Source organism: Spongiimicrobium salis (genome assembly GCF_043678055.1).
Classification (GTDB): domain Bacteria; phylum Bacteroidota; class Bacteroidia; order Flavobacteriales; family Flavobacteriaceae; genus Spongiimicrobium; species Spongiimicrobium salis.
The window spans coordinates 293094-306845 of the sequence record NZ_JBHEQA010000003.1; the positions used below are offsets into that span (position 1 = coordinate 293094).

Sequence of the window (13752 nt, forward strand, 5' to 3'; positions counted from 1 at the left end):
ACTAGAAAAACAAAAGATCTGTAGAGAAAGGGATTATAACTCAATATCCTTAAAATCCAAGGGGTCAAAATTTCTAAAATGTCCATTCATCGCAATGACCTTCTTTGTCCTATTGACCTCCTTTAAAATAGCAATGGTAGTAACTAAGTGATCTTGTAAAAATCGTAAACGTTCACTTTCATAGGTAATCTGCAGGAGTTGATGCTCTTGTTCAATGGACAATCCTATTTTATGGGCCAATGAATAACTGTTGAAGGTGGTTGGGTCAATATGCTTCAAGGGAACTTCCATCAACTGATACAATTCTTTGATCATTACAGTTACTTTTTCCTTTTGAGCCAAGTTTCCATCTTCTACATTTTCCAAAAATTGCACAATACCGCCAGCATAGAGCTTTTCGTCCATCTGCCTGTCAAAAGTAAGTACTTTAAAGATCCGTTGGGCAGAACAAATCACATCCATTTCCCCATTTTCATAGGTTTTCATGATTTCTACCAGCGTCATCTCTGTACCGTAGGCAAGGGTATCATTGATATATACCGGAATGCCAAAGGTCAGGGCCTCTTCCCTGCAGTCTTGTATAAGCTGCTTATAACGCGCTTCAAAAATATGTAGCGGTACCCGTTCGTTTGGAAAATAGACCGATTCTAATGGAAATAATGGAATCCTCATTGTTTTTTGTTTAAAAGTACGATACAGATAATTCAGTGGCAAGTGATATTGAATATACAATTTGTTTTATTTATAACAAATTGTTTTATTTTTAATGTTTCGACACTAATTTCTTGCCCACATCCTATAAGTAGTTTAATTTCGTCTAAAATTTTAAAGGCATGAAACATTCAGATTTACTACAAATCGCAAAAACCTATGGAGATCCGGTTTATGTATATGATTCCGAAAAAATAAGTAGTCAATTTAAACGATTGACCACGGCATTTAAGGGGGTCAAAAAGTTAAAGCTGAATTATGCCGCTAAAGCATTGTCCAATGTCAATATTTTGAGGTTGATGAACAGTCTAGGCAGCGGACTGGACACCGTATCTATCCAGGAAGTTCAATTAGGGTTGTTGGCTGGTTTTAAACCCGAATCCATCATCTATACCCCCAATGGCGTTTCCTTGGAGGAAATTGAGGAAGCAGCAGCTCTTGGGGTACAGATCAATATTGATAATTTATCCATCTTGGAACAGTTTGGAAGCAAACATCCCAATATTCCTGTTTGTATTCGCATTAATCCTCATGTTATGGCAGGAGGGAATTCCAATATCTCTGTAGGTCATATCGATTCCAAATTTGGTATCAGTATTCATCAGATCCCACATCTTTTGCGTATTGTTGAATTGACCAAAATGAATATCAACGGTATTCATATGCATACAGGAAGTGATATTTTGGATATCGACGTATTCCTTTATGCTTCAGAAATTCTTTTTGAAACAGCTAGAAACTTTGATAATCTGGAATTTATAGATTTTGGAAGTGGGTTTAAGGTTCCTTATAAAGAAGGGGATATTGAAACCAATATTGAAGAGCTTGGAAAAAAATTGAGTGCGCGCTTCAATGAATTCTGTGCCACTTATGGTAGGGAGCTAACGTTAGCTTTTGAACCTGGAAAATTCTTGGTAAGTGAAGCTGGACATTTCCTGGCAAAAGTCAATGTTGTAAAACAGACTACTTCAACTGTTTTTGCCAGTATCGATTCAGGTTTCAATCACCTTATTCGCCCAATGCTATATGGTTCCGAACATCGCATTACCAATATATCAAACACCAAAGGCAGAGAACGTTATTATTCTGTAGTGGGTTACATCTGTGAGACGGATACTTTTGGCAGCAATAGACGCATCAGTGAAATTTCTGAGGGCGATATTTTAAGTTTCAGCAATGCCGGAGCGTATTGCTTTACTATGGCCAGTAATTACAACTCAAGGTTTCGCCCTGCAGAAGTGCTCTGGCACGAAGGAAAAGCCATATTAATTCGCGAACGGGAAACTTTTGATGACCTGATCAAGAATCAAGTAGATGTGAAAGGTTTATTTACGCCAAAAAAACAAAAAGTAACGGCAAAATAACACCTACTTACCCAATAAAAAACAACACCTCCAAGGTCCTCTAAAGTATATCTTTTGTTGACCTTGGAGGTTTTTTCTTCACAAAAGTGTTAAAACGGATCTATTTGTCCCAATTTTAAGAAATAAATACATAAAACCTACGTTAGTTTTAGACCCATTATTGGACTAACAGCTAAAATATTTTTGTTATGAAAACCCCGATATCATCCGTATTGACTTTTGCCCTGACCTTCTTTTTTGGTCTTGCGACCCTTAGCTCTTTTGCGCAAAGCACCAAAGCCAACGCTTCGGCAGAGCATAAAGTACAATGGATGAGCTGGGACGAAGCTGCTTCCCGAGTCAAAACTGATAAAAATCCCAAAAAGATTTTTGTGGATGTATATACAGATTGGTGTGGATGGTGTAAAAAGATGGATAAAGATACCTTTCAGAATGGAGAGGTAGCGAAATATATGACCGAAAACTTCTATATGGTCAAATTGGATGGCGAAGGAAAAGATCCCATTGAATTCAAAGGCAAAACCTATAAGTTTGTTCCTTCTGGAAGAAAAGGGTATCACGAACTTGCGGCAGCACTTTTGCAGGGTAGATTAAGCTATCCTACCACGGTATTTTTAGATGAACAAATGAATATGCTTTCTCCTGTCCCTGGTTATCAAAAACCAGCACCTTTTCTACACATTGCACGATATTTTGGAGATAATGTGTACAAAGAAAAGAATTGGAAAGCTTACGATAACGCCAAATAAAGGCCCTTAAACCTTTTCTGCATACATTACCGTTTTATTTTGCCCGAAGTACTTCTTTGGACATATGCATGGTCACCAGCATGTTTGGAAGATCTACCACTTCAGCAATTTGTAAATCCCCAGCGAGAGAACATAGGGCATACGCCTCTTCTACACTAAGCCCATGATTTGCCTGTAAATAACGAACCATATACAAAGTTGCTTTTTTTGCCGCCTCATCTATGGTTGGCGCAAAACCGGTTGTTGCATAATATGCATCGGTTTCATATTGCGGTTCTTGAACAGTTTGGCCTTTGATCAATTCTATTTTATAAACAATACGTAAAGGAGTTTCAATGGCAGTTCCGCACACCTCTCCCAAACCTTGTGCCGCATGGCCATCGCCTATGGAAAAAAGACCTCCATCTACAAAAACAGGAAAATATAATGTGGTACCCTCTCCCATATTGGGATCGTCCATATTGCCCCCATTGGCCCTAGGCGGAATCGTATTGAGCAACTCGGTAGTCGCTGGAGCTACTCCCATTACTCCTGGAAAAGGGTTCAACGGTATGTCTATTTCCTCATTAAATGGTACGGTGGTTTTATCCTTCCCCAGGGCATAGGTTTTCAAATATTTAACGGACAAGGAATCCGATAAAAATCCAAATCCAGGAATAATGGCATTCCAACCCCAATCGCCCAATTCAATATCCAAAAGCGTAACTTTCAGCATATCGCCAGGTGCAGCCCCTTCCACGTAGACTGGCCCCGTAAGCGGGTGTATGGGCTCAAAATCAAGATTGTCCAAAGCATCTTCGGTGGAATCCAATTGAAATTGTCCATCACTGGCTTCTTCGGTATAGGCTTCTATAACCGATCCAGAAGGGACGGTCAATACAGGAGCTATTGTACTGCTAAATTTGTTATGCGTCTGTTCTTTAGTTAAGGTATATTGAATCTCATAGGTAGCTTCTTCACTCATGGCCACCTCCTCACCAACATCTTCGGTAGTCTGAACATTGGTTTCTTTACAACTCAGCACGAATACCGAAAGTATACATAACCCCCTTAGTAATCCATAGTACGATTTTTTCATTCCCATTTCGTTTAATTGAACAGGATGAAAGTACGGATTTTTAAGAAAAACTAAAAGTGATGAAACTTCCTTAGGTTACCTACTATAGTTTGGGGATTCTTTGGTGATAGTGACATCATGTGGATGACTCTCATTGATTCCACTGGCGGTAATCTTCACAAAACGACCTGTTTCTTTCAAGGTTTCAATGTCCTTGGCTCCACAATAGCCCATTCCGGCACGTAAGCCACCTACAAATTGGTGGATACTCTCGTACAACTCTCCTTTATATGGCACACGTCCTACAATTCCTTCTGGGACCAATTTTTTAATATCGTCCTCCACATCCTGGAAATAACGGTCTTTACTACCATGCTTCATGGCTTCCACAGAACCCATACCTCTATAGGATTTAAATTTACGCCCTTCATAAATAATGGTTTCCCCAGGAGATTCTTTGGTTCCGGCCAATAAGGACCCCAACATTACCGTATCTGCTCCAGCTGCTATGGCTTTAGGAATATCACCGGTATAGCGAATACCTCCATCGGCTATGACCGGAACACCAGTACCTTTTACAGCAGCTGCCACTTCCAACACTGCCGAAAATTGTGGAAAACCAACACCGGCTACCACTCTAGTGGTACAAATAGATCCAGGACCTATTCCTACTTTTATAGCATCTGCCCCTGCTTCCACAAGATATTTTGCCGCTTCGCCTGTTGCAATATTTCCAACAATGACATCCAATTGCGGAAATTTCTTTTTGACTTCTTTCAAGACATGCACCACGCCTTTGGTATGTCCATGGGCCGTATCGATCACCACAGCATCCACACCAGCATTGACCAATGCCTCTGCCCTGTCTACAGCATCCGCAGTAACTCCTATGGCAGCGGCAACTCTCAACCTTCCATAGCCATCTTTATTCGCAATAGGCTTTTGGGTAAGTTTTGTGATATCCCGAAACGTAATCAACCCCACCAATTTATCATTGGCGTCCACTACAGGGAGTTTTTCAATTTTATTTTCTTGAAGAATGTCTTCTGCCTGCGTCAGGGAAGTACCTTCCCCCACCGTAACCAAATTCTCTGAAGTCATTACCTCAGCAATAGGTCGATCATTATTTTTTTCAAAACGAAGATCTCTATTTGTCACAATGCCTATTAGCTTCCCGTTTTCGTCCACAATTGGAATTCCGCCAATCTTGTGCTCCTTCATATTTGCTTTGGCATCCCGCACTGTAGCTTCTAGGGGCAGAGTCACCGGATCAATGATCATACCACTTTCCGCACGCTTTACCTTGCGCACTTTTGTAGCCTGTTCTTCAATGGTCATGTTTTTATGTAAGACCCCTATACCCCCTTCTTGTGCGATAGCGATAGCCATTCTGGATTCTGTCACGGTATCCATAGCCGCGGAAATAATGGGCACATTGATCGTGATATTCCTTGTAAATTTTGTCTGAATATTTACTTCTCTGGGAAGTACTTCAGAATAGGCGGGGACTAAGAGTACGTCATCATAAGTGAGACCTTCTCCAACGATTTTATCTAGGTGGGCTTTCATGTGCAATTAAAGATTAATTGCGTGCAAATATACAGCTTTTTTTAATGGATATCGGATTATTCTCAGATATCCAGATAAAACCCAAATGAGTTGATCAAAGGACATTCCAATACAGGAAATCGAGCACCCCAAAAGCTGCTCTAATCCTGTATCCTTATCTATTGTAAATCGTTAAAGCTATTCGTAATTATTCCCCGGACAACTGTTTGGCATATCCTTTTCGGACCTCGCGTGTCCATTGAATTAAAGCCTCTTTTTCTTCTTCGGATAGATTTCCGTGCGTCCAGGTATATTCGCTCAAAGGCATTTCTCCTTCTTCCACCTCTTCGATCAATTCATCCAATTTGTGATCTTTCTTCTTCAGGGAATAGCCTTCCCATTTGGAAAAATTCAAATGCTCGTTCCCTTCCTCAACATGATCGTGAATCCATAAGGAAATAGGTGCTACTTCGGCATACCAGGGGTAGGTGGTTTTATCGCTATGGCAATCGTAGCATTTTGTTTCCAAAATGGCTGTGATCTCTGCAGTAGGTTGTGTGTCGGCTACAAAAGCGGCAACATCCCTATATTCTGCATCATTTTTTTCTGGACGATACAATTGAAGGCCAATTAATAGTACCAATAAAACAACAGCGATTTTCTTTACGATTTTCATGATGGTATACTTTAGATTTCTGGTTTAGAATTTAAATTGCAAGGTACTATAAAATGTTCTTGATTCCGCAGGAATAATTCCAGGTCCCGGATATCCCGTGGCCCGTCTGGTAAAATAACTGTTATCCAAGAGGTTATTGATGCCCGCTTCCAATTTCCATTTTTTATAGGTATAAGATAGCGATAGGTCCAAAATATCATAGGCTGGTATGGTTCCCTCTATTCCCCTTTGATTATCATTAACGTCCTGAGGGGCATTGGTCGCATCCGTGAACTGTTCCGAGAGATAGGTATACTGCAGGCTTCCCAAGAAATTTCCATAGCCAAAGGAAAGTCCTGTTTTCAGATTCACCTTTGGAATAAACTCCACATTATTGCCTTCCACATTGATCTGATCCGAAGATAAATATTCAGATTCCGTAAGGGCCAAATTTAAGAAGACATTCCATTTCAATTTTTCGATTCCCGGGAATACAATTTTTTTAAGGTTTAAATCTCCAAAACCTTCCAGACCGTAGTTGAGCGCTGTTCCTATATTCCCCCTGAAACGTACGATTCTTCCGGTTTCCACTTCTTCTCCGAGCGCATTGACACGCGTTTCACTGCGTAAAATTTCCCCAAGTCGGTCATCATATAAGAGCGCAAAGGCACCTACATCATAAGAAAGCACCTCTCCTACTCTTCCTCTTAATCCCAAATCTGCAGTAAAGCCATCTTCATCGGAGATATTGGGATCTACTTGAAAGGAAGGGTTTATCACTCTAATATCATTAAAGGTCACCGATCTATAGTTCTGTGAGAAATTGGCATACAACTCGGCACTGGGATTAAATTTATAGGACAATCCAAGGCCAAATAAAAAGAAGTTTCGTTCAAAAGTTCTGTTATCGGGGATTTCTGCGTTCAACAATGGATTTCCGGCAAGATCTAGTACAATATTCCGAAAACTTCCTTCGCTCTGCGTTTTTATGTATTCGAATCTAAACCCAGGGGTAATGGAAAACTTCTCCGAAAGCTGAAAAATATTCTCTCCGAACAATACCAAATTCAAATTTGGAAAATTAAACTCGGATTGGCGTTCAAAATTGGGGAATTCATCATCCCGAAACTGAAAATCTGGTCCCAAGCCATTGCTTCCAGGTCCCTGACGTTGATCATTATCTGTTTGATAATACTTGGATCCAAGCAATAGTACCGCATCTTGTTCTTTGATCTTATACCGTGTCAGCAGGCGGGCCTCCGCACCCCAGTTCTTAAAATCATCGACCAGCAACTCCCTAGGTTCGTTTAGGTCATCTGGTTGGGAAACCCTATTGGTTCTAAATCCAAGGGCTTTCCGGGAAGCGTCCAGTGTAAAAAGATTCAAACTAAAATCTGTTTTGGGCGAAAATCGATGATCTAACTTTAAAGAAAACAATTTCCAATCTACATTGAACCAATTTCTACTGCGATTGCTGAAGGTAGGATCTTCTAAGAATTGGGCGTCCGTAAGTCCTCCGGGTTGTTTGGCCAAATAATTGAGAATAGTTGCCTCAAAAGTCAATTTGGTCTTGTCTGTAAATTGATATCCAAAATGCCCGTAATAATTTCTACTGTTAAAGTCAGAATTTGGACGGAAGCCACTTCCTTCTTTATAGTTGAAATAGGTATAATAACTAAATTTCCCTACGGTGCCACTTAAGCTGTTAAAACTGGTGAATAAATCAAAAGAACCTACAGTTTGCCTACTTATCCATTCTATTTTCTTTTGGGGATTAGGTTGCTTTAATTTAAAATTCACAAGCCCTCCAAACTGGGGTCCATATTGCAAAGAAGCAGCTCCACGCACTACCTGTATCTGGCTCAAAGCCTCAGCAGGAGGTGTATAATAGCTTTCCGGGTACCCCAGGGCATCTGCACTAATATCATAGCCATTTTGCCGTGTGTTAAAATTGGCTGTCCGGTTAGGATCCAATCCTCTTCCCCCAATATTCAATTGGAGGCCCGCATCTCCATTCTCGTAAATATTTAAGCCCACCACTTGACTATAAATCTGCCTGGGGTTACTAGTCGCCAAATTCGCGGTAATCTGATCCAATAGCACCACTTCGCTTTTCTTACCTGCATAAATGGCCGTCCCCTCTACTTTTTTCAGTTGTTTTAAAGCGAACACCCGTTCACGTTGTTGGGTTAAGACCACTTCTGACAATTGTTCGCTCAAAGCTTCCAATTGCAAATTGAGAACCGTTTGATCCGTAACCGTAACTTTCAATTCCTTTACTTCATATTCAAAGGCAAAGACAACCAAGGTATATTCTCCATTGGGAATCCCATCGATCAAAAAAGAACCGTTGACGGCTGCCTGTTCCAGGCGTTTAATTTCTTTAAGATAAACTTCGGCCCCATCTACCCCTTTTCCTTCTGCATTGCTAACAACTCCTGAAAGACTTCCTTGGGCAAAACTCACTGTTGTGATACACAGCGCGAGTATAAAACTTCTAAATTCCTGTAATGACATCATTGAATGGCAATATCCACTTTTTAGGTTTAAATGATTCTTTTTCTTTGGTCAAATCTACGTTGGGATCTATATACGGTCTGCTCAACCTACCATTGAGGGCCACATAATTTTCCACATAAATGGCAATATTTTTATATCCCTTCTTTTGATATTCCTTCTCCAGGAAATGGGCATATTCCAATATAAAATCGGGTTGAAACGACATTTGTTTTTCCTGAAATTTGGTCAAATAGGCCGTATTGTCCACATAGAACCAGCGTTGGGTATCCTTGTCCACAATCTTGAATTGGGCGTATCCGGATTTTTCCATGAGCATTACCCTCCAGGAAAAGCGATATCCTTCTTCTGTCCAAAAGAGTTCTCCGGGATATAACAGATAACGCCAAGGCATAATCACTTGAATACTGAAAAAAAGAACGATCACAGCAAATTTTAATTGATTCACCCCCTTATTTTCCATAATCAATTTCAGTCCGGTATCGAATCTTTTTTTGTGAATCCTGAACCATTTTGAAAACCAACCCAATACTTTATGATGAACGTTCGCATCAAAAAAGACTAAGGCCGAAACAATCATAATATAGGGAAACATCCCAATGGGAAAGAGTACGCGGGTCAGGACATGGAACACGACCACCAATACAAAAGCCGCGATCCGTGTTCTACGCCAAAACAATAAAAAGGGAATGCAAAGATCGTAAATGGCACCGATCCAACTAAATGCATAGTGCACCCATTTTTCGCCCATATAGGCCCCTAGAATAGGAACATCAAATTTTGAGGGCAACCATATTTTTAAGGGCATGGCGTCCCATAACCAATCGGAGTTCAATTTGGCCAATCCTGCATAAATATAGACCAAGGCCAAAAGTAATTTTATACTGTCCGTAGTCCAACGTGGCACACTAGAAAAAGGCTTGCGTGTGCTTCGTTTCGCATCTACGGAAAAATAGGAGTTTGCCGGCAGAAATATCATTAAAAAACTAAGGAGGCTGATAAAATAATAATGATTGAGATAGGTGGTCTTATCCATGAGCTCGATATAGGTAAAACTCAGGAAGAAGACAGTGATAGCCCACTTATAACGATATCCAAGTGTAATAAAAAGGGTTGATAGGGCACAAACCGCAAAAATAAGGTAGGTAAATGTTCCCAGAGGCTTTACCCATTCAAAGCCGTAAAAAGAAAAGTGAAATCGAGGCTGTAGGTATAATTTTTCAATCCACCCGTAGCTCCAAAAGCGAATAATGCTGATAAACATCAAAATTCCAAAAAAAATACGAAAGACCGCTAATGGTGCGGCCTCCGTATAGGTATTTAAATATGATGTTATCCGTTCTTTCATGAATTAATCCCCATCAGCGTCCACAAAATCAACACTGATACTCAAGGCAGAAACCATATCCACTTTCATTAGTGGAACCACGCGCTGTACTTCATCATAGGCCGTAAGCATCTGTACTGGCGGATTGTTATTTTCAATCTCATCCCGAAACTCTCCCAAACCATTGACCATAGTACGAGCCAAGTTCAATTGATCATTGATGATATCCCCGAGATTTTCCCCATCTTTCACCGCATTCAAAGCTTCCAAGTAATCGAACAGACTTTCCCCGTTCTGACTGGAACCAAAATGCCTTCCATTGAAGAAATCCTGAACGGCATCCAAGCCTTCCAAAAAGAAAACCTTTCCTCTATCGGACTGATAAAAAGCCTCCAGGGTATTTGGTGCCGGGGTTCCAGAAAAAACCCCTAAAGGAATTCCCATTTTCCCTGCTCTCAAGAATTTTTCATAATAAAAAATATAGTCATTCACCATGCGGTCTACAGAAGCTGTTGCCGAAGAGCCGTCATTATTCACAAAAGTATCCCGAAATCCATTCTGCCATTCTCCCAAAACGCCATTGGAAAGTGTGCTCATATCAGCAATAATATCTTCCAAGTAGGTAAGGTAATTCCCTTGTCCCAATAGCGCAACGATCTCAGCATCGGTATCGGCACTCCCATTGATCAAATAGTCAATGGCAGGAAAACCTTTGGTATCCCTATTGGAAGGTAAAGAAAGATTATATCCGCCATTGGCAATATTACTTTCTATATCCGATACACTGGTAGGGTAGGTATTAATATTTAAATGTAAACCTATATCCTCGGCAGGGCCATTTTCAAAAATTGATGCAGGTTGCCAGGCCAAGTAGGCATCGGACCAGGCTGTGCGGAATGCTGCCAGCGTAGTTTCATTGGTATCTGCAGTGAGATTTTGCAACGCATTTTGCAAGCTTACCAAACTGGTAGTAAAATTAGTATAGGAAGGAATAATGATATTGTCTGCCCAATTGGCCAGCATTGCACCCCGGTCAAAAACCACATTGGTCGGAGGCGTCACTCCTCCGGAACCTCCACCAGTATCATCATCGCCACCCGAGGAACAAGCCCATATAGATACGGACAGGACAATCAAAGCTACATAATACCAACTCCTTTTCATTTTCTTATTTTTATTTATTCTAATTAAACGATGCAAATATAAGCATAGGAATGGGATTCCCTATAAAGAATCCCATTCTTTTTTATGGTTCAATTTTGTATTTACTCCGTACTTCCAGCTTGGGCTACTGTAAAGTCAAACTTAGCCGCAATGGCTTCAGAAATCGCATCCAAAGTCTCAGAAGTCAAATCCCAAAGTCCGTTGGGACCATCGGCAAGAAGATCTGCCAGGAAACCATTCACTTCAGTCCTTGTAAAGAATGGACTGTTGGTTCCGGGCATTCTTGTAAACTGTAGGCTATAGATAAAACCATATCCTTCGGATAAGTCGTGGAATCCACCTCCAAAATCATCATTTTCCAGAGCCAGTTTTCCTTGTTGTAGGTAGAATACTGCTCTAATGGCCACTACCTCAGATATTTTTTGTCTTAAAATGGTAGCTTGCTGATCTCTAAGTTCATAATCATTAGCTACAATAGCTGCTCTACCTAATTTATAGGCTTGAAAAATATCATCTGCGATACCCGCAAAATCAGGATCATTCTCTACTCTTCCAATATATTTGTTCAAGAAGCTATCATCATCCCCAATGGTTGGGTTCGGATTGGTTAAATCTTGAGCGGTACCATAAGCGTAGCCATAAGCTTCATCCCAATCGTGTTCCATACCGGTGTAAGGGTTATCACCTTCCAATACTAAATTATCATTATCGGCCCTGTTTGTTCCAGCATCCAAGAAATCCGCACTGATATAGTTGTTTAGGATCTGATCTACCATCAAAGCACCGATCAACGACTTATTAAAGACTTGGTTGAATTCCAGTCCGTTGGCCGCTACATAGCGTGTAGAACTTCCATCGGCCAATTGCCCGGCTACTCCAGCACTTGCAAGATTGTTAAAGTTTGGAAATACATCATTTACCTGGGTCTCGATCCATCCATCAAATTCAGCTCTAATTTCTGCTTGCACAGTAGCATTGGAAGAAAAGAAATCATTGGAAGCCGCTGTTTTTCCGATGACATTCTTATCAGATGCATTCAAATCAGCATCCTCAAAATCGGCATTTCCTTCTTGATGGGTAAACTGTGCACGTAAGCGTTCCAGGGTCTCTGAATCGTCCCTTAAACCTGAGAGAAGTTCTTCTCCCATAAGGATGCGTGTAGTCTGTCCACTAAAACTCACCGTAGAAACTCCATCTCGTTCAAATACAAAGTTGGTAGGGTTCTCTATTCCAGTTTCACATGGTGTACAGGATGATCCGCCACAGTCCACACCGGTTTCATCCCCGTTCATAATACCATCACTACAACTAGCTGCTACCGGATCAACTCCTCCATCATCATCTGAAGAACATGCCTCTAGTACCACAAGTGCTGTTATAACAAGGAAAAACTTTTGAATTCGCATTTTATTTTTATTTAGATTGATTATTAATAATTTTATTTGACCGCAAATTTAAAGGACAAATTGAATTACACAAAGTTTATTTGTATTAAATCTAAATAAAATTAAAGAATTAACATTTTGGTAATATTTGATCAAAAAAAGAAGAAAATCACAATCAGTGATACGCAGAAAAGAGTTCCGTGGCCTTGTTATAAGCGGCTTCAAATACCATCCAGTTTACATTGGATTCCGCCTTTATAGCGGTAAAGTGGGAAAGCATTTTTTCCGTGGGCATATTCCCGGTAAGTTCATCCTTGGCCATTGGGCAACCTCCAAATCCCTGTATAGCCCCATCAAAACGCCTACAACCTGCCTTATAGGCGGCATCTACTTTTTCATGCCATTTACTAGGGGTGGTATGCAAATGTGCTCCAAATTCAATTTCGGGATATTTTGGAATCAAATTGGAAAAAAGATAATCGATCACCTCCGGGGTAGAACTCCCTACGGTATCGGACAGTGATAGGATTTTGACGCCCATTTGCGCCAAACGCTCCGTCCACTCTCCTACGATTTCAACATTCCAAGGGTCGCCATAGGGATTTCCAAACCCCATGGATATATAGGTCACCACTTCTTTTCCACAGGCATCGGCAATGTTCAAAATCTCCTGCAAGGTATCAATGGATTGTGCGATGGTCTTGTGCGTATTTCGCATCTGGAAGTTCTCTGAAATAGAAAATGGATAGCCCAAATAGCGTATGGGTTCATGTTTGGCAGCATCCTGTGCTCCCCGTACATTAGCAATAATAGCCAATAATTTACTTTTAGTATTTGAGAGGTCCAATTGTGCCAATACCTCCGCCGTATCTACCATTTGGGGAATGGCCTTGGGCGATACAAAACTCCCAAAATCCAAGGTATCAAAACCGCATCCTAATAGGGACTGGATATATTTTACTTTTTTTTCCGTAGGGATAAACATTTTAATGCCTTGCATGGCATCTCTGGGACATTCTATGATTTTTACGGTATTCGGCATTATTGTCGCTTTAATGCGTGGCTTGCGATTGCCACAATTCAGCTAGGATATCCCTTCCATTCTTCTTCTTTCCTTACAACGCTAACTTTCGATACAAAATTACTATTATTTATCTGATAATTATAGGTTCATTATAGCTTAAGAAGTTTTGACATGTAACCTACTGATTCAAGGCTTTCAAACCCTAAATTACAACCCTAAGCATTGCCCTTTTCTTATTTTATTTTTTTCGC

Annotated in this window: 11 protein-coding genes; 2 read left to right on the plus strand and 9 right to left on the minus strand. The window is 40.5% G+C overall.

Annotated elements, in window-relative coordinates:
• Positions 1 to 33: 33 nt before the first annotated feature.
• Positions 34 to 672 carry an LON peptidase substrate-binding domain-containing protein gene (locus ACEXOE_RS16100; protein ID WP_394749863.1) on the minus strand — a complete coding sequence of 213 codons (639 nt, stop codon included), beginning with the start codon at positions 670 to 672 and terminating at the stop codon, positions 34 to 36.
• A 161-nt stretch (positions 673 to 833) separates the two neighbouring features.
• Here ACEXOE_RS16100 and lysA point away from each other — a divergent pair, with 161 nt between their 5' ends.
• Complete coding sequence (gene lysA / locus ACEXOE_RS16105) at positions 834 to 2075, plus strand: diaminopimelate decarboxylase (protein ID WP_394749865.1); 1242 nt, start codon at positions 834 to 836, stop codon at positions 2073 to 2075.
• Positions 2076 to 2263: 188 nt separating this feature from the next.
• On the plus strand, positions 2264 to 2824 hold the full coding sequence (locus ACEXOE_RS16110) for a thioredoxin family protein (RefSeq protein WP_394749866.1): 561 nt from the start codon (positions 2264 to 2266) through the stop codon (positions 2822 to 2824).
• Positions 2825 to 2858: 34 nt separating this feature from the next.
• On the opposite strand, the gene ACEXOE_RS16115 is transcribed toward ACEXOE_RS16110, so the two are convergent.
• The 8 genes from ACEXOE_RS16115 to ACEXOE_RS16150 all read right to left on the minus strand — a co-directional run bounded on the left by ACEXOE_RS16115 (position 2859) and on the right by ACEXOE_RS16150 (position 13519).
• Positions 2859 to 3902, minus strand: a complete 1044-nt coding sequence (locus tag ACEXOE_RS16115) for an acetamidase/formamidase family protein (RefSeq protein WP_394749867.1) — start codon at positions 3900 to 3902, stop codon at positions 2859 to 2861.
• 75 nt (positions 3903 to 3977) lie between these two features.
• Positions 3978 to 5450, minus strand: coding sequence for an IMP dehydrogenase (guaB, locus tag ACEXOE_RS16120; RefSeq protein WP_394749868.1), 1473 nt, complete (start codon positions 5448 to 5450; stop codon positions 3978 to 3980).
• A 187-nt stretch (positions 5451 to 5637) separates the two neighbouring features.
• Positions 5638 to 6105 carry a heme-binding domain-containing protein gene (locus tag ACEXOE_RS16125; RefSeq protein ID WP_394749869.1) on the minus strand — a complete coding sequence of 156 codons (468 nt, stop codon included), beginning with the start codon at positions 6103 to 6105 and terminating at the stop codon, positions 5638 to 5640.
• Between the two features lie 24 nt (positions 6106 to 6129).
• On the minus strand, positions 6130 to 8601 hold the full coding sequence (locus ACEXOE_RS16130; protein WP_394750092.1) for a TonB-dependent receptor domain-containing protein: 2472 nt from the start codon (positions 8599 to 8601) through the stop codon (positions 6130 to 6132).
• Positions 8582 to 9949: an HTTM domain-containing protein gene (locus tag ACEXOE_RS16135; RefSeq protein ID WP_394749870.1), complete on the minus strand. Its 1368-nt coding sequence runs from the start codon at positions 9947 to 9949 to the stop codon at positions 8582 to 8584. Before ACEXOE_RS16135 ends, ACEXOE_RS16130 begins: the two co-directional genes overlap by 20 nt.
• A 3-nt stretch (positions 9950 to 9952) precedes the next feature.
• A complete protein-coding gene (locus ACEXOE_RS16140; protein WP_394749871.1) occupies positions 9953 to 11092 on the minus strand; it encodes an imelysin family protein in 1140 nt (379 codons plus the stop codon).
• A 101-nt stretch (positions 11093 to 11193) separates the two neighbouring features.
• Positions 11194 to 12498, minus strand: coding sequence for a DUF4856 domain-containing protein (locus ACEXOE_RS16145; protein WP_394749872.1), 1305 nt, complete (start codon positions 12496 to 12498; stop codon positions 11194 to 11196).
• Between the two features lie 154 nt (positions 12499 to 12652).
• A complete protein-coding gene (locus tag ACEXOE_RS16150; RefSeq protein ID WP_394749873.1) occupies positions 12653 to 13519 on the minus strand; it encodes a hydroxymethylglutaryl-CoA lyase in 867 nt (288 codons plus the stop codon).
• Positions 13520 to 13752 lie beyond the last annotated feature (233 nt).

Excerpts from the sequence above, each read along its gene's own strand:
- ACEXOE_RS16100 (WP_394749863.1), bottom strand. The coding sequence starts at position 672 with ATGAGGATTCCATTATTTCCATTAGAATCGGTCTATTTTCCAAACGAA.
- lysA (WP_394749865.1), top strand. The coding sequence starts at position 834 with ATGAAACATTCAGATTTACTACAAATCGCAAAAACCTATGGAGATCCG.
- ACEXOE_RS16110 (WP_394749866.1), top strand. The coding sequence starts at position 2,264 with ATGAAAACCCCGATATCATCCGTATTGACTTTTGCCCTGACCTTCTTT.
- ACEXOE_RS16115 (WP_394749867.1), bottom strand. The coding sequence starts at position 3,902 with ATGAAAAAATCGTACTATGGATTACTAAGGGGGTTATGTATACTTTCG.
- guaB (WP_394749868.1), bottom strand. The coding sequence starts at position 5,450 with ATGAAAGCCCACCTAGATAAAATCGTTGGAGAAGGTCTCACTTATGAT.
- ACEXOE_RS16125 (WP_394749869.1), bottom strand. The coding sequence starts at position 6,105 with ATGAAAATCGTAAAGAAAATCGCTGTTGTTTTATTGGTACTATTAATT.
- ACEXOE_RS16130 (WP_394750092.1), bottom strand. The coding sequence starts at position 8,601 with ATGTCATTACAGGAATTTAGAAGTTTTATACTCGCGCTGTGTATCACA.
- ACEXOE_RS16135 (WP_394749870.1), bottom strand. The coding sequence starts at position 9,949 with ATGAAAGAACGGATAACATCATATTTAAATACCTATACGGAGGCCGCA.
- ACEXOE_RS16140 (WP_394749871.1), bottom strand. The coding sequence starts at position 11,092 with ATGAAAAGGAGTTGGTATTATGTAGCTTTGATTGTCCTGTCCGTATCT.
- ACEXOE_RS16145 (WP_394749872.1), bottom strand. The coding sequence starts at position 12,498 with ATGCGAATTCAAAAGTTTTTCCTTGTTATAACAGCACTTGTGGTACTA.
- ACEXOE_RS16150 (WP_394749873.1), bottom strand. The coding sequence starts at position 13,519 with ATGCCGAATACCGTAAAAATCATAGAATGTCCCAGAGATGCCATGCAA.